Genomic DNA, 21,643 nt, shown 5'->3' on the forward strand with positions numbered 1-21,643 from the left:
TTCACGCTGTTACGCAGCCGGATCGCAAGAAAGGCACCTATGAATTTAAAAAACAAAACGGTGATTCTGGGCATTTCTGCCAGCATTGCCGCTTATAAAATGGCCGACGTCGCCTCGGCGCTGGCCAAGCAGCATTGTGCTGTGCACACGATCATGACGCCCAACGCCACAGAAATTATCACTCCGCTGACCTTTGCCACCCTCACCGGACACAATTGCATCACCGATACCTTCGACAAAACCGTCAACTACAACGTGGCCCATGTATCCCTTGCCAAGCAGGCTGATGTGCTGCTGATCGCGCCGGCCACAGCCAACGTCATCGCCAAACTGGCCCACGGCCTGGCCGACGATATGCTGACCACCACCACCTTGGCCTGTACCTGCCCCAAGCTCATCGCGCCGGCGATGAACACCGCAATGTATACCAACCCGGTCGTGCAGCGCAATATTGAACAGCTGCGCCGGGACGGCTGGACGGTGATTGATCCGGATTCCGGCGTTCTGGCCTGCAAAGATGTCGGCGCCGGCAAATTGCCCCATCCTGAAACCCTGCTGGATTTTATTTATCCCCATATCGCCTGCCCCCGGGATCTGACCGATAAAAAAATCCTAATCACCGCAGGGCCAACCTGTGAAGCCATCGATCCGGTGCGCTACATCTCCAACCATTCCAGCGGAAAAATGGGTTACGCCCTGGCCCGGGCGGCCATGCTCCGCGGGGCCGAGGTCACCCTCGTCTCCGGCCCGACCCATCTGCCGGCAGTTCCTTTTGTCGACACCATTCCCGTCGTTTCCGCCGAGGAAATGTACGACGCTGTCGTCTCCCGTTTCCCGGTGCAGGACATCGTCATCAAAGCGGCGGCCGTCGCCGACTACACGCCCGTCCAAACGGCGAACGATAAAATCAAAAAAAAGAACGGCGACTTCGCCATCCCCTTAAGGCGCACCCGTGATATCATCGGCACCCTCGGCGCACAGAAAAAACCTAACCAGTTTATCTGCGGTTTCTCGATGGAAACCCGGGATCTCGTTGCCAACAGCCGCAAAAAACTGGCCCAAAAAAATTTGGATATGATCGTCGCCAACAACCTGCGGGTCGAAGGCGCAGGCTTCAGCGGCAACACCAATGTGGTCACCCTGATCACCCGGAATCAGGAAGAAGCGCTGCCGCTGATGTCCAAGGACGAGGTAGCTCATGCGATTTTATCCTTCATTTTAAAGTAGGACTGATGTCGCAAAAAGATCGCCTGTCATTTCTTTTGACAGACGATCTTTTTTAATGGTTGATTTTATGGCGCCGCCAAAAGCGTAATTTGTCCGTAGTCCACCGCAACGGCTCCTTTGAGTTCCAGCATCATCAACAGCGCATTGATCTGCTGGATGGGCTCCCCGCTCACCTGCACCAGCGCGTCGACCGTCAGAATCCCCTTTTGCAGCCAGTGATACAAAGCCGCTTCCTCCGGCGACAATGCCGCAGCCGGCGCTTCAGCATCGACCGACGGTGTTTCGGCTGCCGGCTGCATCGGGCCGTAGTCCTCCAGCACATCGCCGGGTTCCGTCACAACCTTCGCCCCGTCTTTGAGCAATTGATTGCCGCCGACGCTTTGCCGACGGTGGATATCCTGGGGAATCGCATACACATTTTTACCCTGCTCAAGCCCGTGGGACGCCGTGATCAAGGCGCCGCTTTTCTCCCGGGCCTCCACCACCAAAATGCCGTCGCTCAGCCCGCTGATAATGCGGTTGCGCTGGGGAAAATGCCCTTTGAGCGGCGGCTCATCCAGAAAATACTCCGAGACCAAAAGCCCTTCAGCCGCCACCCGGTCGTAAAGCGCGCGGTTGCTCGCCGGGTAGCAGCGGTCGATGCCCGTGCCCAGCACGGCAATGGTCGAACCGATCCCCGAAAGCGCGCCCTCAGCACTGGCGGCGTCGATACCGTCAGCCAGCCCCGAAACCACGGTGATGCCGGCTTCCGAAAAGGCCCGGGCAAAATCCCGGGCCGTGCGCTCGGCACCCGAGGTCGCATTTCGCGACCCCACCATGGCTAGCGTTGCCTCGCTTGCCAGGAGGGCTTCATTGCCCATCGCGAAAAATCCCACCGGCGGATCGTAAATCTGTCGCAGCCGCTCGGGATAACGCGGATCCTCCCGGCTGATATAGACGATGCCGCGGCGCGCCATCAATGCCCGGGCCTTCTCTGCCGGTGCCAAATCCCGCCGACCCGTAATTTTCTCGATATCCTTAGCTCGCAGCATGCCCGTCGCCCGAAGCTCCGCCGCATCCGCGTGATAAATGCGCTCCGTCGAAGTCAGCACCGCCAGCAGGCTGTTCTTTTTTTTATTGGACAAATCGGTGATGCTGGCCAGCCACAAATCATATAAGCGTGTGTATTCTGTCATCGCACCCTCCTATTGCGCCGGGCGATAAGCCACCGCCTCGGACAAATGGAGCAGGCCGATGGCCTCAGCCCCGTCAAGATCGGCAATGGTGCGCGCGAGTTTTAAGATCCGGTGATAGCCCCGCCCCGAAAGCTTCAGCTTGCGATAGGTCATCTCCATAAAGCTGCGCCCCTGGATATCCAATTCGCAATAGCGCTCGATATGCCGCGGCTCCAGCTGCGCATTAAAATAGAGACCCGGCTCGCCGGCAAAACGCTCGTTTTGAATGGCCCGGGCGCGATTCACCCGCTCGCGGATCGCTGCCGACGCCTCCCCCCGTTCCCGGCTGGCCAATTCTTTGATATCCGCCGCCGGCACCTCCACGCGGATGTCCATGCGGTCGAGCATCGGCCCGGAAATCCGCCCCTGATACTTGCGGATCTCGTTGGCCGTGCAGCGGCAGTTGTGGGTCGGATCGCCGTAATAACCGCAGGGGCAAGGATTCATGCTGGCGATGAGCATGAAAGACGCCGGATAGGTCAACGTGGCGTTCACCCGGGAAATCGTCACCCGGTGATCCTCGATGGGCTGGCGCAGCACTTCCAGTGCGCTTTTCTGAAATTCGGGCAGCTCGTCCAGAAAAAGCACGCCCAGATGGGCCAGGGAGACCTCTCCCGGCTTGGGAATTTTGCCGCCGCCGATGAGCGAGACGTTTGATATCGTGTGATGAGGCGCGCGAAAAGGCCGCTCCGTCATGATATTGTCCGTCAGCAGACCGGAAATCGAATAAATTTTGGTGATTTCCAAGGCTTCATCCAGTGTCAAGTCCGGCAGAATCGACGGGAAGGCCTTGGCCAGCATGCTCTTGCCCGATCCCGGCGGACCGGACATCAGCACATTGTGAGCGCCTGCCGCCGCAATTTCCAGCGCACGCTTGGCGTTGTCCTGCCCCTTGATTTCTGAAAAGTCCACGTGCCCCCTCGGCCGGTCCGGGGCAAGCAGCGTCTCCGGCGCGATGGCAAAGGGAGCAATCGGGACTTCGCCCGTCAAATGGGCAACCACCTCCGCAATGTTATTCGCCGGCAAAATGGTCATCCCATCCACCACAGCCCCTTCGGTTTTATTGCACGCCGGCAGTATCACTTTTTTCACGCCTTTGGCCTTGGCCGCCAGCACCATCGGCAGCACCCCGTTGACGGGTTTGATGTCGCCGTTAAGTGACAATTCCCCAAACACGACGGTATCGTTCAAATCCGCACGCACCTGTTCCGACGCGACCAAAAGCCCCAATGCGATCGGCAGATCGTAGGCCGGACCTTCTTTTCGCAGATCGGCCGGTGCCAGATTCACGGTGATGCGCTTTAGCGGATAGCGCAGCCCGGAATTTTTGAGCGCCGAGAACACGCGCTCCTTGGATTCCTTGATGCCGGCATCCGGCAGTCCCACCACTGCGTATCCCGGCAGCCCGTTGTTGATGTCGACTTCCACCGTCACCAAAATACCTTCCACGCCTAAAAGGCCGCAGCTTTTAATTTGCGCCAGCATATGTGCCTCCCTCGATCCGATCAATCTTTTTCAGCCATCTCTTCTTTGCCGTCCCAGCAATAGGTGCACAATTTGCAGCGCTCGATCCCCACCGCGTCGATCATATCCTCGAGCTCATGATACCCCAGGGAGGTAAATCGCGAATACTCGCAGATCCGCGACACCATTTCCCGGTGTTCGTCCGTTTGATGGTCAATATAAGCCGGGAGCCGTTCTTCATCGTGTTCCCCTTCGATTTCACGCACCACCCGCCGCGCAATCAGATCGTATTCCGAAGTCGAGCGGGAAAAGTTCAAATATTTGCAACCGTACATGATCGGCGGACAGGCGGAGCGAATATGCACTTCCTTCGCGCTGGCTTCAAACAGATAATCCGCCATCTTTTTGGTTTGGGTCCCGCGGACGATGGAGTCATCCACCAAAAGCAGCCGCTTGTCTTTAATCAGACTCGGGATGCTGATGAGCTTCATGTTGGCAATTATCTGGCGCATGCTTTGGGTTGGCGGCATAAAACTGCGCGGCCAGGTCGGCGTGTATTTGATGAGCGGCCGGGCATAGGGCAGGCCTGAAGCATTCGCATAGCCCAACGCGTGGGCAATCCCCGAATCCGGCACCCCGCTGACACAGTCGACCTCGAGCCCCGCGTCGTGCCTGGCCAGCGCCGCTCCGCAGCGGTAGCGCACCGCTTCAACATTCTTCCCCGCGTAATTGGCCGGCGGATAACCGTAATAAGTCCAGAGGAAGGTGCAAATTTTCATCGTTTTGCCGGGATTTTCAATGGTTTCATACCCATCGGGCTTAATCAACACAATTTCATTGGGGCCCAATTCGTAGGCATCCTGATAGTCCAGATTTTGGTAGGCAAAATTTTCCATCGACACCGCATAGCCGTCGCCGTTTTTTCCGATGGTGAGTGACGTCCGGCCATAGCGGTCCCGCGCCGCATAAATCCCTTCCGTGGTCATCACGAGCATCGTCAGCGATCCGTCGATTTGTGCCAGCGCCGCTTTCATGCCGTCGATCAGCGTATCACAGGAGGAAATGATCGTCGCTACCAGCTCCGTTTCATTCACCCGGCCGCGGCTCATTTCCATAAGCTGCCCGCGGTTCTCGTTGAGCACCCTTTTAAGAATTTCCCGGCTGTTATTGACGCGGCCGACGGTGCCCAGCACGAAATTGCCGAAATGCGCCCGCACAATCAGGGGTTGCGGCGAGCCGTCACTAATGCTGCCGATGCCCAATAACCCTTTCATATGACGCACATCGCCGCTGAATTTAGTGCGAAAAGGGGCATTTTCAATATTGTGAATGGCCTTTGAGAAATGACCGTCCTCGCAAACCACGAGTCCGCCCCGGCTGGTCCCCAAATGCGAATGGTAATCCGTTCCAAAAAACAGATCCGCCACACAATCGCGTTTCGACGCGACGCCAAACAAACCTCCCATAATTGCCTCCTGCTCTGATTCAGTTATTTTCTTTTATTATAGCGCATATCCTCTGTCACTGAACAGACCCGAAATAAAATAAATCAGAGCAGAGCGCGGCCCATTTTACAGCGCCAAAGCGCGTCAGCCGAGCATAGTTTTGGAGGCAATTTGGGCATCTTCCTCCTGAATGGCGCCGGTTCCCGGATGTTTTTCACCTTTGACGAAAAGCTTTCTGAAAATCATCCGGGCCAGCGGGCCGACAAGGAGCAGCTGAAGCGGCATCGCCATGGCAAAATTTTTGCAGTACGCCATCAAATAATTCGGTAAAAATTTTATATTGATGCCGCCGGCGTGCATCACCCCGATGACGCTGGCAAAAGCCACCTGAGCCACCACGGTGAAAATCTGAATGGCTAAAATGATGAAGATCGGCCGGTCTCCTGGCTGAACCACGCGAAAAGCCAAATGTTTGGCAATGTGGGACGACACAAAATACGCCAGCAGAAAAATAACGACGTATTCCAGCCACATATTTTTTAAAGCCAACAAAAAAGTGGCGTTGGTAAAATCTCCGCGGCCTAACACCAAGTTATAAACGGTCATCCCGTAAACCATCATCCACGCAGTGATGGCCGTAAAAAAGACAGATTCTCCTCGTGTTTTAGGCATGTTTTTCCCCTCGCTTGCTCTTTTCAATCGCGTCCACAATCAGTGCCGTCGCCTGGGTCTTGCTGAAAATGCTGGTGTCGATCGAAAGGTGATAGTTTTGAACCGTCCCCCAGGTCTGCCCTGTAAAATACTGATAAAACAGACCTCGGGAGTGATCTTTTACCTTGAGTTCCCTGCGGATGCGGGCCTCCTGATCGCCGATGCCCTCGTGCCTTTGCACCCGGGCGATGCGATGGGGCATATTGGCATGAATAAACACATGAAAGGTGTCGGGAAAATCTTTTAAAACGTAATCCGCTCCCCTCCCGACGATTACACTGTTGCCTTTTGCCGCAATTTTTTGGATCAATTGATCCTGCTTCGCCTTGATTTCATCAAAGGGAATGCGCGATTTTCGCGAAAAAGGAATGAAGCCGCTCGCCATATCGATAAACGTCTGATCTGACATGTATTCGTCGTTTTCCAGAATCATTTCCTCGTCCAGGTGCATCTGCCCGGCCACATCGGCCACGATTTCCTTGTCGTAAAAATCATAGCCCAATCGCTTTGCCAGCATCTGACCGATCGTATGCCCGCCGCTTCCGGTTTCTCTGCTGATGGTGATAATCATTGAAGCCTCCTTTTAAACAACAAAAAAGAACAATAAAGCGGTCCATCCGTCTGACAATGGATGGACGACATTTATTGTCCTCGTTTTATGATATCTGTGTGGTTGCGCGCCGTCTCATAAAAAAGAAGCCGCCGAAACGGCCTCTTTTAAATGCGCGTCGACTTATTCTTCGTCTTCGCCGGCATCATCTCCGAAATCCAGCTGGCCGAAGAGATCGCCAAAGGAATCGCCCAAGGTGAAATTGGCACTATCTTCGTACACCGTGGTGTCGTGCTGCGGCTGACGTCTGCGCGGTCTGCGCCCGCCGGCCGCCCCTCCGCCGTTTGCGCGACGGCCGCCGTTGCCGCCTTCTCGGCGCTGATGTCTCTGCGGACGTTCCGGCGCTTCGAGGGTCGCTTTGATGCTCAGGCTGATCTTTTCTTTTTCGCGGTTGATGCCGATGATCTTAACTTTAACGGTGTCACCCGGCGTCAGCTCGGACGCAACGGATTCGACGCGGCGATAGCTGATTTCGGAAATGTGAATCAAGCCTTCAACACCCGGGATGATTTCGGCAAAAGCGCCGAAGTCCAAAACATTGGTGATCTTGACTTCGACTTCATCACCTTCTTTGTACTGTTCGACAAAGGTATCCCACGGTTTTGGCTGCAGCGCTTTCACGCTGAGCTTGATCTTCTTTTCTTCGTCGTTCTTCTGGATAACTTTGGCTTCGATTTCCTGGCCCTTTTCAAGCAAGTCCTTCGGTTCGTTGGCACGGGCCCAGGTCAAATCCGAACGGTGAACGAAACCATCAATCCCGTCAAGGTCAATAAAGACCCCGAAATTCGTGATGGTCTTAACCGTCCCTTTGAGGACATCATCCAAATTGATTTCGGCGTAACGTTTTTCTTTCTGCTCGCGCTGCACCTTCTGACGTTCTTTGTACTCTTTTTCGAGGATCACCCGCTGAGAGAAGATCGCGCGGCGGCGTCTTGCATTATAGTCGATGATTTTCCCGCGGACTTCTTTGCCTACCAGCGTGTTGAGATCCTTGATATAACGCACATGATACTGAGAAGCTGGCATGAAGATATCGGTAAAACCGATATCGACGATGAGACCGCTGCCGGAAACGCTCTTGACGGTCCCTTCGAGGATTTCTTCGTTTTTGTAGGCTTCTTCCAAACGACGCTGGGTCTTTTGATTGTCGAATTTGATTTTTGACAGTCTGACCGCGCCGTTGTCATCGTGCAAATCGGTTACGATCGCATTGATCTTGTCCCCGGCCTTCACTTCGTCGGTCAGAGCGACGTCGTTTTTCCAAGTGTAGTCATTGCGCTTGATCACACCATCTGCTTTATATCCAATGTTCAGGATAATTTCATCATCGTTGACTTCAATGACTTCCCCCTCAACCGCTGACCCTCTGTGAATCGGCTTGAAGGATTCATCAATAGCAGCCGCGAAATCAAATGCTTCGTCTGTCATTTCTGCTGTTTCCTGAACCTGCATGTTTTCCGTTTTGTTTTCTTCCATTCTTTCCGTTACCTCCTTAACGATCCAGTCCGGCGTGGATGCTCCCGCTGTGATTCCGACCCTATCGCAGTGTTTGATCTCATCGAGATTTAATTCTCCGGCTGTCTCTATATGGCATGTATCGCTGCATTGCGCTTTGCACACCTCATACAGTTTTTGCGTGTTCGAGGAATGATAACCGCCCACAACAATCATATATTCCACACGTTTGGCCGTTTCAACCGCAGCGGCTTGTCTTTCCGCAGTCGCCGAACAAATCGTGTTAAATATCACACATTCATCGGTTCTTTCCTTGAGAACCTTTGTGATGGCGTTAAATCTATCTTTGATAGCTGTCGTCTGTGCCACTACACAAAGTTTTGCCGTTCGGGGAATCGCAGCGGCCTCTTCAACCGTATTGACCACGATGGCCGGTTGTTTGTCACACCAGCCGGTCGCCCCGATCACCTCTGGGTGATCCGCGTTGCCCACGATGACAACCCGATATCCTTTGGCATCATAGTCGCTGACCCTTTGCTGCATCGCGCGAACAAAAGGACAGGTCGCATCGACAATGGTCAGGTCCTTCGCTTCAGCCTGATCCATCACAGCCTTGCTGACGCCGTGAGAGCGAATAATCACGGTTCCCGACGGGATTTCCTCAATGGCATCCACCTTGATAATGCCCATCTGTTCGAGCCGTTCCATTTCCTGGCGGTTATGGGAAATATCCCCCAAACAGTAAATCGGCTGATGCGCGGCATTTTTCAGGGTGTCATCCGCCAGTGCCATCGCATTGGTAATCCCAAAGCAATAACCTGCTTTATCTGCGACGATAACCTTCATACACTATCTCCATTATTGTATTTGAAAACCAAATAATTGTCTATCATTTTTTAAAAAAATTACATTTTTTTATTTCTTTTTTTCTGAAAAACAAAAAATATTCAAAGCGAATAAATCTGCGCCATGATATGTTCACCGACCGCTTCACTTTCCTCCGAACGCATTTTTTTGTCATAATATTCGCTGAGCCAAATGGGTTCTCCGATCGTCACCTTCACTTTTCCGCGCCATTTGTATTCGCCGGTAATGTGGATCGGCAAAATCGGCGCGCGGGTCTTCTGGGCGAAGACGATAAAACCGTCAGCCGGTTTGACCTTCTGCCCTTGCTTGACGCGGGTGCCCTCCGGAAAGATTCCGATTTGCTCGTCGTTGCGCAAATACCCCAGCGTGGTCTTGAGCGTCTCCACCGAAACGTGATGGCGGTCCACCGGGAAAACGTGCACTTTGGTTAAAATCCAGCTCACAAAGCGGCCGGAAAAAATTTCTTTTTTGGCCATCCAGTGAATCGGGCGGCGAATCGGAAAAACGGTATCGATCAGCAGCGGGTCGTACCAATACGTATGGTTGGCGCACACCACGGCACGCCCGCTCTTCGGGATGTTCTCCCGCCCCTCAACGCTCACATTGATCCAGCACCAATTGACCAGACGAAAAAGCCAATGCGCAATCCGGTAAATCATCAACAATCCTCCCCGATAGCTTTTAAAATCGTCGCGCACACGTCGGGAATATCCAACCCGGTCGTGTCTATCCGGACGGCGTCGTCGCAGCAGACAAGAGGACCGACCTCCCGATGGGCATCGTTATAGTCTCGCTGCGCGATGTCCACTTCAATGGCCGCCAACGTTTTGTCGCCCAGCTGACTTTTTTCCTTTAATTCGTCGAAACGGCGTTTAGCACGCTCTTCCACGGTGGCGTCCAGATAAAACTTATAATCGGCTTCAGGCAATACCACCGACCCAATATCCCGGCCGTCCATGATCACGTCGGTATCTCCGGCGATTTTTTGCTGCTGAGCCACCAAAAGCGCGCGCACTTCGGGAATCGCCGCCACCTTCGAGGTGAAACGGCTTACTTCGGGGTCCCGAATCGCCGTGGTCACGTCTTCGCCGTTTAAAAAAACTTGCTGGCCTTCAAAACGAATAACCGCCGTCTCGGTCAACGCCGCCACCGCCGCCGTATCGTCAAAATCAAGCCGATGGCTCAATGCCGCGTAGGTAATGGCGCGATACATCGCACCGGTATCCAAATACACAATGTTCAGCTGCGCTGCCACCATCTTCGCAATGGTGCTTTTGCCGGCCCCCGCCGGCCCGTCAATGGCTATTTGCATGCTACTCTCTCCGTGTTCCCGCCGCAAAGCCCGTGCTCGCGGCAATTTGAATATTAAAGCCACCGGTGAACCCGTCGACATCGATCATCTCCCCGGCAAAATAAAGGCCGGCGATCCGTTTAGAAGCCATGGTTTTAGGATTGATCTCCGCGGTGGATACCCCGCCGGCCGTCACAATCGCCGTATTGGGATCATAAAAACCCCGAATGGTAAGGGGCAGATGTTTTAACACCGCCGTTAAGGATTTGCGTTCAACCCGACTGATCTGGTTGATTTTTTTATCGCCGACGACACCCGCCGCCGCCAAAATCACGGGGATCATCCGCTTGGGCAAAAGCGCTTTCAGGGTGTGATCGATTTGACGGTTTTTGAATTGATCAAAATCCCGCAACAGCCTGGCATCCAACTGCGCTTCGGTCAGTGCCGGTTTGAGATCCAGCACCACTCGATAGCGCTCCGGCGCTTCGTCCATCAGTGCCGAAAACGTCAAAATCAACGGGCCGGAAAGTCCAAAATGAGTCATCAGCACTTCGCCGCGCAATTTGGTCTGGAGCCGCTCTCCGCAATAAAGCGCCGCCTCAATGTTTTTAAGTGTCAGCCCCTGAAGGACCTTTAGCCAGGTTTCTTTGATCTCTATCCCCACAAGGGATGGCCTGCAGGGCGCCAGGGTATGACCCAGCCGCTCGGCTTCCCGCAAGCCCCAGCCGTCGGACCCTGTCGAGCGATAGCTCAGTCCGCCGGTGGCCATCACAACCTTGTCGGCTGCCAGTGTCTCGCCGCCGACCAGCGCCACCCCGACGGCCCGGTCCGCCGCCACCAAAATCGCCGTCACCTCGGCATGCAGGCGCACATCCACCTGGGCCGCCCCCAGCGCTTTGCCAAAGGCGCGGATAATATCGCTGGATTTGTCGCTCACCGGGAACACCCGATTGCCCCGCTCCACCTTGAGCGGGCAGCCCTGGGACTCGATCAGCGCCATCAGGTCCCAGTGACTGAACCCCGCGATGGCCGAATACATGAACCGGGCGTTGTGCACCACATTGTCGAGAAAAGTGTGCTCGTCGCAATCGTTGGTCAGATTGCAGCGTCCCTTTCCCGTGATATACAGTTTTTTGCCGAGCTTTTCGTTTTTTTCAAGCAGAGTCACCGAATCTCCGCTTTTCGCCGCGGCCAGGGCCGCCGTCATGCCGGCCGGCCCGCCGCCGATTACGATTGTCTTTTTCATATGGAGCCATTATATCACAGGGGCGGCCGATCCGCTCATCCTTTTTTGCGGATCACATAGGCCACCGGCGCCCCGTGATGATTCTCGACACTGAAGCGATAGGCCTCAAAACGGCGATCGAGCGCCCGCACCCATCCGGCCACGCCCTCGGCCTCCGCGCAGCCAGAGGCGTGCGCATAGGCGCAAATCGTCAGGATTCCGCCCTCGGCCAGCACCTTCGCCGCCGCGGTCAGCGCGGTCATCGTCGTTTCCCGCCGGGTCACCACAGCGGGATCGCCCCCGGGAAAATAGCCGAGATTAAACATCGCCGCGCGAATCTGGGCATCGCGAACGATCGCCGGCACCGCCCCCAAAGTCTCGTGCCCCTGATGATACCAATGCACCGGCCCCGCCCATTGGCGTTCGGCCAGTTTGTCCCGGGCCATCATGAGTGCCGCTTCCTGAATATCAAAGCCGTATACCCGGCCAGTCACCCCAACGGCTTCGGCCAGAAAACAGGTGTCTTCACCGGTGCCCACCGTCGCGTCAAGGGCACTGTCCCCGGGGATGAGCACCTCGGCCACACAGGCGCGCACAAAATCCGTCTGTCTGCGAAAATGCTCAAGCATCGGCTTCCCCCTGAACTTCCCGGCGCAATTTTGCCACTTCATCCGGGCGCAGATGCCGCCATTCCCCCGGTTTGAGGGTGTCGTCCGCAATGTCGCCGATGGCCGTTCGCCGCAGCGCCACCACCGGGTGGCCCACCGCCGCGCACATCTTGCGAATCTGACGCTTTTTGCCTTCGTGAAGGGCAATGGACAGCCGTGTGGAGCCCCGCTTGTGCTGCAGCACGGTCACTTCCGCCGGTTGGGTTCGGTAGGTTTTTGTGCCTGCATCGTCCAGCGGGATCGCAACCCCTTCGCGCAGCGCCGCCAATGCCGGCGCCGTCACCCGGCCCTTCACCACCGCCTCATAAACCTTGCCAAGATGATAACTGGGGTGGGTCAGCCGAAAGGTGAGATCCCCATCGTTGGTCAAAATCAAAAGCCCCTCCGTATCCTTGTCGAGGCGACCGATGGCATAAAGCCGCGCGTCCGCCGCCACCAAATCGAGAATCTTGCGCTCGGCGTGGGCATCTTCGCTGGTGGTCACCACTCCCCTGGGCTTGTTGAGCAGAAGATAGACTTTTGTCTCCGGCGCGATGGGCTTCCCATCCACGAGCACCGTATCCCCAGGCCGCACCTGCTGCCCCAGAGTGTCGATCACGACCCCATTAACGCGCACCCGTCCGGCGGCAATTATCGCCTCGGATCTGCGGCGGGAGGCCACCCCGCATTGGGCCATGTATTTTTGAAGTCTCATGCATCCTCCTGTGTTTCGGCCGGCGCTTCCTCTTCTTCCGGCACTTTAAAATCAGCTACCGGCGGCAAATCGTCCAGGCCCTCAATGTCCAACGCTTTTAGAAAGGCCGGCGTCGTCACATAAAAAAAAGGCCGCCCCGGCGCTTCCTTTCGCCCTGCTTCGGCAATGAGCTCGTGATCCAGAAGATTTTTGATGGAGCTCGCCGAAGAAACCCCGCGAATCCGCTCGACATCCACCCGGGTTACCGGCTGCTGATAGGCGATGATTGCCAGGGTTTCCATCGCCGCCCGGGACAGCGCCCCGTTTTTACCGAAGTGCTGGACCTTTTTGATTACCGGATACAGCGAAGGTTTGGTCGAAAGCTGCCAGCTGTCCCCGACGCGCGCCAGCCGCAGCCCACGGTCTGCCTCGCCGTAGCGCGCCTGAAGCGCCGCAAGATACCCCAGGATCTCTTCCTCGGTCAGGCCCACCGCATCGGCCAGCGCCGAAGTCGCCACGGCGTCGCCACAGGCAAAAAGAATGCCTTCCAGCCAGCCGAAAATCGGCGCTTCAAAATCATTGTGATTGAGTTCATCCATAGGGTTCCCTCCGATTGCCAATTAAAATATCCGCAAACTGCCGGCGCTGCTGTGCCGTGATGCGCCCCGTTTTAAACAGTTCCAATACCGCCAAAAAGGATGTCACCACTTCCCCGGTTTGATGGTCGCGCACAATCCGCGAAAAAGCGACCGATTGCCGCGGGGCACCGGTCAATGCGGTCTCAATGCGCGCAATTTGCTCCTCGGTGGTGTAAAGGTCCTGGACGAGCTTCGTCTGGGGCACATCTTTAAAGGAATGATCTTCCCGCCACCGGTCTATCAGGCGCCGATAACCGGCGGCCAGAGCTCCGGCCTCGACGCGCACCGCCTTTTCTTCCGCAGTCAGCGGCAGATACATCGGATCCCGATACACCGCCCCGCTGTAACGGGCGAGCTCCCGTTCCAGATAAAAACTGGCTGCTTTATAAAGCTGATAAGCTGCCAGCTGCTGCATCAACAGCGCTTCTGAATCTTCTTCTTCCGCTGTTTCGGTCTCTTGCCGCGGCAAAAGGCGCTTGGCTTTAAGGGCGATCAGGCGGGACGCCATCACGATAAACGCACTGGCAACACTTAAATCCATTGCCTGCCAACTCCGAATCGTTTCCAGATACTGGGTGGTGATGGTCGAAATGGACACATCATAAATGTCCATTTCGTTTTTTCGGATCAGAGTCAAAAGCAAATCCATCGGTCCCTCGAAATCATTGATATGCACCTGATAACTCTGCACAGTTCACCCCAGGATCCATAAAAAAATAGGATTTAAAATCGCGCCGTAAAGATTCAGAATCCCGCTGACAATCGGCGTGATGACGGCGCCGAAAACCCCGGTGAACATCAAAATTAAAAGCACCCAATAGCCGTAATGGGAAAACGCCGCATAGCGCCGCTGTGTTTCATAGGGTAAAAACTCCCGAAGCACCTGGGATCCGTCCAGCGGCGGAATCGGAATTAAATTGAAAATACCGAACATCACGTTGTACAGATAAATGTTCTGCAGGATCAGCTGCAAAATCATATTGTTTAGCGGCAGGCACGCGTCATAGGCTGCCATTCCGATAAAACCCAGAAAGAGATTTGTCAGACAGCCCGAAAGGGCCACCGCGATCATTCCCTTGCGCCGGTCTTTAAAATTGTCGGGGTTGACCGGCACCGGCTTGGCCCAGCCAAAGCGAACGAAAATCAGCGCCAGCAACCCGATGGGATCAATGTGTTTGAGCGGATTAAGGGTCAATCGGCCGGCCAATTTCGGCGTGTCATCGCCCATGGCTTCAGCGGCATAGCCGTGGGCCGCTTCGTGAAAACAGATCGCGATGAGAATGCCCGGAATCGAAAAGATTAGATTTAAAAAATAGTCGCTTGAAAAATGAAACATTGTCTATAACCATTCCGGAACCCGGTCAAAGCGCAGGAGTTCCTCATCCGTTTCTCGCTCGACGATCACCGCATCCCGATCGCCGGACAACAGCACCACCGCCGGCCGCCCAAAGCGGTTGTAAACGCTGGCCATCGTGTAATTGTAGGCCCCGGTGTTGGTCACCATCAGGGTGTCGTCCACTGTCGGCTGATTGAGCGGCATTTCCGCGATAAGCTGATCGTTTTCGCAGGCGCGTCCGCTGATCCGGCAGAGTTCCGGCCGCTCCTCCGTCTTGCCGTTGCAGATAAATGCTTCGTATTGCGCCCCGTAGAGGGCCGGCCGCGGATTGTCGTTCATACCGCCATCAATCGCCACGTACTTGCGAATCCCGGGGATGGTTTTCACCGTTCCCACCGTATAAAGGGTTACCCCCGCTTCACAGGCGATAAACCGACCGGGCTCCACCACTAGTTTCGGGCAGGCGATTTTGTTTTCATCGCACCAATTTCTGACATGGCTGACCATCCGCGGAATGTATTTTAGGGTATCAAAGCTTTCATCGCCGGTCAGATAGGGGATGCCGAAGCCGCCGCCGAGATTGAGATCCGTCAGCGGCACTCCGTCTTCAAGCAGGGCCTTGTAGAGTTTTAACATGCGATCCGCTGCCAAAACAAAGGGCTTATCGTCCACAATCTGCGAACCGATATGACAATGCAGCCCATCGACAGTTATGCCGCGCATCTGCGATGCCTTGCGCACCACGGCCTTCGCCTGCTGATAGGGAATCCCAAATTTGGAATCCTCTGTCCCGGTCTGGATCAGCTCATGGGTATGGGCCTCCACGCCGGGCGAAATGCGAAACATGACGGCGATTTCTGCCCCGGTTTCTGCCTGAATCGTTTCAAGGCGGGCCAGTTCATCCTCGCTGTCGACAACAATGTGCCCGACCCCATGTTCAACCGCATAGCGCAGTTCGTCCACACGCTTGTTATTGCCGTGAAAACAAACGCGTTCCGCCGGGAATCCCGCTTTTAAAGCGGTCATGATTTCCCCGCGGGAGACCGCGTCCAGCGAAACGCCTTCCGAAGCGATAATCCGGCACATCGCCAGGTTGATAAAGGCCTTCCCCGCATAATTGATATCGTAAGCCGCGCCGGTCAGATTAAACGCCTTTTTGATCGCCTTAATGCGACCGCGGATCATATCTTCGCTCATCACATAGAGTGGGGTTCCGTATTTTTTTGCCAGGGCAACCGTATCAAATCCTGCAAATGTTAAATTCTCTGCCATGTGTTAACTCCTCGTCATCGATTTATTTGTGTGAATTCGCCACAATCATGGCCGTAACGCAATAGAAAATAAGAGGTGATCTGTGGCCGTTTCGACGCCATCGATCACCTCAATAATGTTTAAGAATGTGAGAAATAATAACCTAAGGCGCAAACGGTTTTTGCGTCTGTAAAATACTGTTTGTCGTAAAGTGCACGGACCGTTTGAATAGGCAAGCGAACCACCTCAATAAATTCATCGTCATCGGCTTCAAGCGATTGATGCTCAAGCTGCGTGGCAATAAAAAGAAAGGTCTCTTCATCGCAGCAACCGGGTGTCGGCCAGACTTTACCGCAGGGAATTAACACTGTCGGTTTCAGTCCAATTTCCTCCTGCAATTCACGCGTACCGGTCATCTCCGGTGTCTCTTTGCCTTCCATCAAACCAGCCGGAATCTCCAGCAGATAATCTTCAATCGCGGAGCGATATTGCTTGACAAAAAGCATCGTGTCACCATCAACCGGCAATACACCAACACCGTTGCGATGTTTAACGATTTCCCGCTTGGCCAATTTGCCGTTGGGCAGCTTGACGGTGTTCAACTTTAAATCGAGAATTTTCCCCGCGTAAAGCACTTCCGATGTGACGATTTTCTCTTCATTATCCAAAGGACCTCCTCATTCGGCCATGAGCTTATCCAGTTCACTTTTAAAAGTTTCGACGTCTTTGAACTCGCGATACACGGACGCAAAGCGTACATAAGCCACTTGGTCAATCTTCTTGAGCTCATCCATCACCCGCTCGCCGATATAAATGGATGATACTTCTTTGTCTTCAATCTGATACAATTCCCGTTCCAGATTGTCAACCAGCTTTTCAATCGTCGCAATGGCAACCGGACGTTTTTCACAGGACTTGATGATCCCATTGTAAATTTTATTGCGGTCATAGGCTTCCCGCTGTCCGCTTTTTTTCACAACAATGAGCGGAATGTTTTCAATCCGCTCATAGGTCGTGAATCTTTTTTTACAATGTTCACATTCCCGTCGGCGTCGAATCATCGTGTTGTCATCGGCAGGTCTGGAATCAATGACTTTGCTGCCGTCGTAATTGCAAAACGGGCACTTCATACCTTAGTCTTCTTTATTTAAAAACGTCGGAATGGTGAACAGATCTTTCGAATCGTTTCTGGCCGGCTGTACGTTTCTGTTCGGCTGTTTCTGAGCACGCTGCTGGGACTGGGTGCCTTCTTTGATCGCCTTTAATTCTTCGCTTTCTTCTGCCGGCAAAAATCCGGTTGCAATCACCGTGATCTGGATTTCGTCGCCCATGCTTTCATCGATGGTAGCCCCAAAGATTACGTTAGCGTCTTCGTCACAGGCTTCGCGGGCGATAGTTGCCGCTTTATCCACTTCAAACAGGGAAAGATCATCACCAGCTGTGATATTGAGCAGCACACCGGTTGCCCCGTTGATTTCGGTTTCGAGCAGGGGGCTCAGAATCGCTTCCTTGGCAGCTTCTTCCGCTCGGTTTTCGCCGGTGGCGCGGCCAACACCCATGTGCGCCAGGCCCGCATCCTGCATGATGGTTTTCACATCGGCAAAGTCAAGGCTGACAAGACCCGGCATAGAGATCAAATCAGAGATGCTCTTAACCCCCTGGAGCAGAACGTCATCCGCCAGCTTAAAGGCTTCTCTTAACGAGGTGGATTTATCTGCCATCCGCAGCAAACGGTCATTTGGAATAGTTACCAATGCATCGACGTTATCTTGAAGGAAGTCACAGGCAATTTGCGCATTGCGCATGCGAACCCGCCCCTCGAAAGAGAATGGTTTCGTCACAACGCCAATGGTCAAAATACCCATTTCCTGCGCAATTTTAGCAATAATCGGTGCAGCACCGGAGCCAGTGCCGCCGCCCATGCCAGCCGTTACGAAAAGCAGGTCCGTACCCTGAATGACTTCGGCAATGGCATCTCGGCTTTCCTCCGCGGAGCGCTGCCCCATTTCCGGGTTTCCGCCGGCACCCAGACCGCCGGTTGTTTTTTCGCCGATTTGCAGACGCTTTTCTGCCAATGTCAGGGCAAGCGCCTGATTGTCCGTATTGATCGAAACAAAATCCACGCCCTTCAACCCGGATTCAATCATGCGGTTAACGGCATTATTGCCGCCGCCGCCAATGCCGACAACACGAATTTGAGCAAAATTATCGTTGTAGTTGTCCAGTTCTATCACTTTACTTCCTCCTGGTTCTCACATCTATATTGCTTATTTTAATGGGTTTGCTTTATTTTCTCATGGTTTATACCGTTTTATTGTATCGTTTTCTACTGGATATTTCAAGCGCGTAAACAATTTTTACAGTATTCTTTTTTTATAATAACCCTTCTTTTTTAACTTTGCAATACAGCAAGATTTTTTTTGCATTTTTTATGAATGTTTTTGCATTTTTGTGCCACACAACCTAACTAACGATTCCTGACAATTGGATAAGGGCCGGTTGTCAAATCTACGTTCATATTGCTTTGCTTCTGAGAAAACAATGTTTGAATATAATCCATGTGCTTCTGCAGATTCCCGACGCCAACCACCTCGACATTGAGATTCGATTTGGTAATGATTCGATAGGTATTGTCCGACGTATAGGCCACTTCGGATACCTTTGTCAACATGCCACCGGCTTCCAAAGTCTTTAGAATAGCAAACGCTTCATCTTGCCTGCGCCAGGGTGCAAGCGACAAGGTCTCGCCCGCACGATAACGTCCCTTCAACGTCAAACCCGAGAGCAAAGGCACATTCGTGTTGCTCAAATAAGGCGACGTCATCACCACTTTCCGCCGATTGCTGACGTAATAAATCTGCGATCCATCGTTGATGGCGCACAAAATCGGCATCTCTTTCACATCGACAACCAGCGTATCTGGAAACGCCCGAACGATGGCAACGCTTCGCACGTGAAGACTATCTTTGATGTTGGCCGCCAACTCGTTGAGATTGACCGTTAGAATGTTCTGACCGATGACCGTCGCCGCTTGATCCTTCACGCTCTGGTCATCAATGGTGACGTTACCCCGAATCTTGATGTTGCGAATGGTCAAATCCACAGGCCGCACCGTCCCGGAAAGCCAGTAACCGCCAACGCCCAAAATAGTGCCTAACACAATCATGATAAGCAGAATACGCAAAAACCGCTTGCGTTTGCTTTTTTTTAAACGCTTGGCAATACGCGCTCGTTTTGGGTCCTCTGCCACCGGCTCACCCCCCTTCACCATTTTGCGCGGTGCCTACTCGCCCATCAGAGCGAGCGCCTTTTCAACAATGCGTTCATCTGCATCCAGTTTTGCGTAGGCCAGTGCCTTTTGGGCCATCGCCTGACGCTTGTCCGCATCGCCGATCAGCGTCTCAGCTGCCGCGATCAATCTTTCACCGCTCAGATCCTTTTCCTCGATGACGACGGCCGCCCCGGCTCTCGCCATGGCCACCGCGTTAAATTTCTGATGATCTCCTGCCGCATAGGGATACGGGATCAAAATGCACGGCGTCCCGGACGCAGCCATTTCTGCAATGGAGGAGGCTCCGGAGCGCCCGATGATCAGATCCGCCGCCCCTATTAATGTCGGCATCTCGTTGGAATAGGCCAGCAAGTGGCAGTTGGTGCCATCGCCCCAGGGAATATGATCGGCATCCAGTGCCCGCGTCATCGCTTCCCATTGCTTCTTTCCTGTCAGTTGGTAAAGCTGAACCTGCGGCCGACCCGCGTAATGCGCCATCACCGCGCGCATCGCGCCATTGATCGCGACCGCACCCTGGCTGCCGCCCATAGCCAACACCATGACGGTGTCATCAGCCAGTCCCAGTCGCTCCCGCATCACCTGCCGGTCGATATGTTTAAAATCATCCCTCACTGGATTCCCGCAAAGCACGGTTTTTCCCGCCGGGAAATAGGCCGCCGCTTCTTCAAAAGTCAATGCGACACAATCGGCCGTCTTGGCTGCCATACGGTTGGATTTTCCCGGATAGGCATTTTGTTCGTGGATCAGCGTCGGCACTTTCATTCTCGCCGCTTCCCGCAGCAGAATCCCGGAGGTAAACCCGCCGGTACCGATTACCAGCTGCGGCTGGTACGCCTTGATAAGCCTCCGCGAATCCAGCGCGCTGAGCAGGATATTTTTAACCGCAATCGCCTTTTTAATCAAGCCGCGTTGAAAGCCGCTGGCGTTAATAAACGCCATCGGATAACCGTATCGGGGAACGATATCCTTTTCCATTCCCACGTGCGATCCCACAAAGGTGATCTCGACATCCGGCCGATGCTTTTTCAGGCAGGCCGCAATGGCCAAACCCGGATAAATGTGACCGCCGGTTCCCCCGGCTGCAATGAGCACGCTTTTCATTTTTGACCTCTTTTCGTTCGCCGCCGATCCCTTCGCCGGCGTTTCCCCGAATGCATTCCTCGCGAAAGATTGACAATCGGCCCGACCATCATGAACAAAATGACCATGGAGGTGCCGCCGGCGCTGATAAAAGGCAATGCCATGCCCGTTACCGGCATAATGGATGTGGCCACACCGATGTTCACAATCACTTGAAAGCCCAGCAAAGCGATGACCGAGCTGGTGTATAGATAACCGAATTCATCCTTTGAGCTATTGGCGATTTTAACGCCGCGATACAAAATATAGCCGAAGAGAATAAGCAGCAACACGCAGCCGATCAGGCCGCACTCTTCGCCGATATTCGCAAAGATAAAATCGTTCTGCAGCTCGGGCAGAAAAAGCAGCTTTTGTTTGCCGTTGCCCAGGCCCCGGCCGAAGATCCCGCCGGAACCAATGGCCAGAAGTGACTGGGAAATCTGATAATTGAGGCCGTTCTGCCCGAAAAAGACGTTCAATCGCTCCATTCGCCAGGGTTCTTTAATCAACAACGCGCCAATCCCCGCGCCCATCATCGCGATATAGGGCAGAAAAAAGCGGAAGGGAATCCCGCCGAAAAACATCACGAAGAGCATCGCGACCCCGATGGCCATCGCCGCGGACAATGACGGCTCAATTGCGGCCAAGACACAGATCACGAGCATCGGCACGATGCAGTACAAAGTATATTTCGAAAAGCTCTTCTTAATCTCCGGCTTTTGCGAGATCACCGTGCTTAAATACAAAACGCCGGTGAATTTCGCAAACTCCGAGGGCTGAAAGGTTATAAATCCCAAGGAAATCCATCGCTTAGCGCCGTTCACCTCCATGCCGGCGACCAAAACCGCCGCCAGCAGCAAAATCGCAACGATGAGAAGCGTACAGGCCAGCCTGAAATTATTCCACCTGCGGTAATCCCTTCGGCTTACCAGCCACATCACAAAAATCCCAAGAACCACGAAAAAGGCTTGCTTGAGAAAAAGCGACAGCCCGCTGCTGCTCTCCACACTCGACGTGTACATACTGGCCGAGAAAACCATGAGCAAACCAAAGCCACTCAAAATCAGCAACGCGGTCACAAAATATTTATCCGGCTGGCGGCTTCCCATGCCTGCCTCCTTCAGTGAATGCATCGATTGTCAACGACACGCCGATGA

At 54.0% G+C, this 21,643-nt stretch carries 22 protein-coding genes; 1 reads left to right on the forward strand and 21 read right to left on the reverse strand.

The features are described 5' to 3' along the window. Positions 1-39: 39 nt before the first annotated feature. Positions 40-1,227 (forward strand): bifunctional phosphopantothenoylcysteine decarboxylase/phosphopantothenate--cysteine ligase CoaBC, encoded by a 1,188-nt coding sequence (coaBC, locus tag V3C63_RS00515; RefSeq protein WP_329885865.1) that lies wholly within the window; start codon positions 40-42, stop codon positions 1,225-1,227. A gap of 65 nt (positions 1,228-1,292) precedes the next feature. Here the strand turns inward: coaBC and dprA are convergent, their stop codons facing one another. From dprA to V3C63_RS00620, 21 genes are all read right to left on the reverse strand, one after another. Beyond that, the gene (gene dprA / locus V3C63_RS00520; protein WP_329885866.1) at positions 1,293-2,402 is read right to left on the reverse strand and encodes a DNA-processing protein DprA; all 1,110 of its coding nucleotides are present in this window, start codon (positions 2,400-2,402) and stop codon (positions 1,293-1,295) included. Between the two features lie 9 nt (positions 2,403-2,411). After that, positions 2,412-3,926 (reverse strand): YifB family Mg chelatase-like AAA ATPase, encoded by a 1,515-nt coding sequence (locus V3C63_RS00525; RefSeq protein ID WP_329885867.1) that lies wholly within the window; start codon positions 3,924-3,926, stop codon positions 2,412-2,414. Between the two features lie 20 nt (positions 3,927-3,946). After that, positions 3,947-5,371: an amidophosphoribosyltransferase gene (locus V3C63_RS00530; protein WP_329885868.1), complete on the reverse strand. Its 1,425-nt coding sequence runs from the start codon at positions 5,369-5,371 to the stop codon at positions 3,947-3,949. Positions 5,372-5,494: 123 nt separating this feature from the next. Beyond that, positions 5,495-6,022 carry a DUF2798 domain-containing protein gene (locus V3C63_RS00535; protein ID WP_329885869.1) on the reverse strand — a complete coding sequence of 176 codons (528 nt, stop codon included), beginning with the start codon at positions 6,020-6,022 and terminating at the stop codon, positions 5,495-5,497. Beyond that, positions 6,015-6,632 carry a cytidylate kinase-like family protein gene (locus V3C63_RS00540; protein WP_329885870.1) on the reverse strand — a complete coding sequence of 206 codons (618 nt, stop codon included), beginning with the start codon at positions 6,630-6,632 and terminating at the stop codon, positions 6,015-6,017. The genes V3C63_RS00535 and V3C63_RS00540 overlap by 8 nt, the downstream gene beginning before the upstream one ends. A gap of 162 nt (positions 6,633-6,794) precedes the next feature. Further along, a complete protein-coding gene (locus V3C63_RS00545) occupies positions 6,795-8,972 on the reverse strand; it encodes a bifunctional 4-hydroxy-3-methylbut-2-enyl diphosphate reductase/30S ribosomal protein S1 (protein ID WP_329885871.1) in 2,178 nt (725 codons plus the stop codon). 101 nt (positions 8,973-9,073) lie between these two features. Next, positions 9,074-9,652 carry a lysophospholipid acyltransferase family protein gene (locus V3C63_RS00550; RefSeq protein ID WP_329885872.1) on the reverse strand — a complete coding sequence of 193 codons (579 nt, stop codon included), beginning with the start codon at positions 9,650-9,652 and terminating at the stop codon, positions 9,074-9,076. After that, on the reverse strand, positions 9,652-10,305 hold the full coding sequence (gene cmk / locus V3C63_RS00555) for a (d)CMP kinase (protein ID WP_329885873.1): 654 nt from the start codon (positions 10,303-10,305) through the stop codon (positions 9,652-9,654). Before cmk ends, V3C63_RS00550 begins: the two co-directional genes overlap by 1 nt. Before the next feature lies 1 nt (position 10,306). Continuing rightward, entirely contained in the window at positions 10,307-11,530 is a 1,224-nt protein-coding gene (locus tag V3C63_RS00560; RefSeq protein ID WP_329885874.1) for a BaiN/RdsA family NAD(P)/FAD-dependent oxidoreductase, read from the reverse strand. A 35-nt stretch (positions 11,531-11,565) separates the two neighbouring features. Next, positions 11,566-12,138, reverse strand: a complete 573-nt coding sequence (mnmM, locus tag V3C63_RS00565; RefSeq protein WP_329885875.1) for a tRNA 5-(aminomethyl)-2-thiouridylate-methyltransferase MnmM — start codon at positions 12,136-12,138, stop codon at positions 11,566-11,568. After that, positions 12,131-12,871 carry a pseudouridine synthase gene (locus V3C63_RS00570; RefSeq protein ID WP_329885876.1) on the reverse strand — a complete coding sequence of 247 codons (741 nt, stop codon included), beginning with the start codon at positions 12,869-12,871 and terminating at the stop codon, positions 12,131-12,133. Before V3C63_RS00570 ends, mnmM begins: the two co-directional genes overlap by 8 nt. Next, on the reverse strand, positions 12,868-13,449 hold the full coding sequence (gene scpB, locus V3C63_RS00575) for an SMC-Scp complex subunit ScpB (RefSeq protein WP_329885877.1): 582 nt from the start codon (positions 13,447-13,449) through the stop codon (positions 12,868-12,870). The genes V3C63_RS00570 and scpB overlap by 4 nt, the downstream gene beginning before the upstream one ends. Then, positions 13,442-14,179: a segregation and condensation protein A gene (locus V3C63_RS00580; RefSeq protein WP_329885878.1), complete on the reverse strand. Its 738-nt coding sequence runs from the start codon at positions 14,177-14,179 to the stop codon at positions 13,442-13,444. The genes scpB and V3C63_RS00580 overlap by 8 nt, the downstream gene beginning before the upstream one ends. Before the next feature lie 3 nt (positions 14,180-14,182). Next, entirely contained in the window at positions 14,183-14,824 is a 642-nt protein-coding gene (locus V3C63_RS00585; protein WP_329885879.1) for a site-2 protease family protein, read from the reverse strand. 3 nt (positions 14,825-14,827) lie between these two features. Further along, the gene (gene lysA, locus V3C63_RS00590) at positions 14,828-16,096 is read right to left on the reverse strand and encodes a diaminopimelate decarboxylase (protein WP_329885880.1); all 1,269 of its coding nucleotides are present in this window, start codon (positions 16,094-16,096) and stop codon (positions 14,828-14,830) included. Positions 16,097-16,215: 119 nt separating this feature from the next. Beyond that, positions 16,216-16,743 (reverse strand): NUDIX hydrolase, encoded by a 528-nt coding sequence (locus V3C63_RS00595; RefSeq protein WP_329885881.1) that lies wholly within the window; start codon positions 16,741-16,743, stop codon positions 16,216-16,218. Between the two features lie 9 nt (positions 16,744-16,752). Next, the gene (nrdR, locus tag V3C63_RS00600) at positions 16,753-17,205 is read right to left on the reverse strand and encodes a transcriptional regulator NrdR (protein WP_329885882.1); all 453 of its coding nucleotides are present in this window, start codon (positions 17,203-17,205) and stop codon (positions 16,753-16,755) included. Positions 17,206-17,208: 3 nt separating this feature from the next. Further along, the gene (gene ftsZ, locus V3C63_RS00605) at positions 17,209-18,309 is read right to left on the reverse strand and encodes a cell division protein FtsZ (RefSeq protein WP_329885883.1); all 1,101 of its coding nucleotides are present in this window, start codon (positions 18,307-18,309) and stop codon (positions 17,209-17,211) included. Between the two features lie 233 nt (positions 18,310-18,542). Next, on the reverse strand, positions 18,543-19,325 hold the full coding sequence (locus V3C63_RS00610) for a cell division protein FtsQ/DivIB (protein WP_329885884.1): 783 nt from the start codon (positions 19,323-19,325) through the stop codon (positions 18,543-18,545). Between the two features lie 33 nt (positions 19,326-19,358). Next, entirely contained in the window at positions 19,359-20,468 is a 1,110-nt protein-coding gene (gene murG, locus V3C63_RS00615; RefSeq protein WP_329885885.1) for an undecaprenyldiphospho-muramoylpentapeptide beta-N-acetylglucosaminyltransferase, read from the reverse strand. After that, complete coding sequence (locus V3C63_RS00620; RefSeq protein ID WP_329885886.1) at positions 20,465-21,595, reverse strand: FtsW/RodA/SpoVE family cell cycle protein; 1,131 nt, start codon at positions 21,593-21,595, stop codon at positions 20,465-20,467. Before V3C63_RS00620 ends, murG begins: the two co-directional genes overlap by 4 nt. Positions 21,596-21,643: the final 48 nt, after the last annotated feature.

The sequence above is a fragment of the Pseudoramibacter faecis genome (assembly GCF_036289405.1).
Classification (GTDB): domain Bacteria; phylum Bacillota; class Clostridia; order Eubacteriales; family Eubacteriaceae; genus Pseudoramibacter; species Pseudoramibacter faecis.

Coding starts and splice junctions, on each gene's coding strand:
- coaBC (WP_329885865.1), top strand. CDS start 40: ATGAATTTAAAAAACAAAACGGTGATTCTGGGCATTTCTGCCAGCATT.
- dprA (WP_329885866.1), bottom strand. CDS start 2,402: ATGACAGAATACACACGCTTATATGATTTGTGGCTGGCCAGCATCACC.
- V3C63_RS00525 (WP_329885867.1), bottom strand. CDS start 3,926: ATGCTGGCGCAAATTAAAAGCTGCGGCCTTTTAGGCGTGGAAGGTATT.
- V3C63_RS00530 (WP_329885868.1), bottom strand. CDS start 5,371: ATGGGAGGTTTGTTTGGCGTCGCGTCGAAACGCGATTGTGTGGCGGAT.
- V3C63_RS00535 (WP_329885869.1), bottom strand. CDS start 6,022: ATGCCTAAAACACGAGGAGAATCTGTCTTTTTTACGGCCATCACTGCG.
- V3C63_RS00540 (WP_329885870.1), bottom strand. CDS start 6,632: ATGATTATCACCATCAGCAGAGAAACCGGAAGCGGCGGGCATACGATC.
- V3C63_RS00545 (WP_329885871.1), bottom strand. CDS start 8,972: ATGAAGGTTATCGTCGCAGATAAAGCAGGTTATTGCTTTGGGATTACC.
- V3C63_RS00550 (WP_329885872.1), bottom strand. CDS start 9,652: ATGATTTACCGGATTGCGCATTGGCTTTTTCGTCTGGTCAATTGGTGC.
- cmk (WP_329885873.1), bottom strand. CDS start 10,305: ATGCAAATAGCCATTGACGGGCCGGCGGGGGCCGGCAAAAGCACCATT.
- V3C63_RS00560 (WP_329885874.1), bottom strand. CDS start 11,530: ATGAAAAAGACAATCGTAATCGGCGGCGGGCCGGCCGGCATGACGGCG.
- mnmM (WP_329885875.1), bottom strand. CDS start 12,138: ATGCTTGAGCATTTTCGCAGACAGACGGATTTTGTGCGCGCCTGTGTG.
- V3C63_RS00570 (WP_329885876.1), bottom strand. CDS start 12,871: ATGAGACTTCAAAAATACATGGCCCAATGCGGGGTGGCCTCCCGCCGC.
- scpB (WP_329885877.1), bottom strand. CDS start 13,449: ATGGATGAACTCAATCACAATGATTTTGAAGCGCCGATTTTCGGCTGG.
- V3C63_RS00585 (WP_329885879.1), bottom strand. CDS start 14,824: ATGTTTCATTTTTCAAGCGACTATTTTTTAAATCTAATCTTTTCGATT.
- lysA (WP_329885880.1), bottom strand. CDS start 16,096: ATGGCAGAGAATTTAACATTTGCAGGATTTGATACGGTTGCCCTGGCA.
- nrdR (WP_329885882.1), bottom strand. CDS start 17,205: ATGAAGTGCCCGTTTTGCAATTACGACGGCAGCAAAGTCATTGATTCC.
- murG (WP_329885885.1), bottom strand. CDS start 20,468: ATGAAAAGCGTGCTCATTGCAGCCGGGGGAACCGGCGGTCACATTTAT.
- V3C63_RS00620 (WP_329885886.1), bottom strand. CDS start 21,595: ATGGGAAGCCGCCAGCCGGATAAATATTTTGTGACCGCGTTGCTGATT.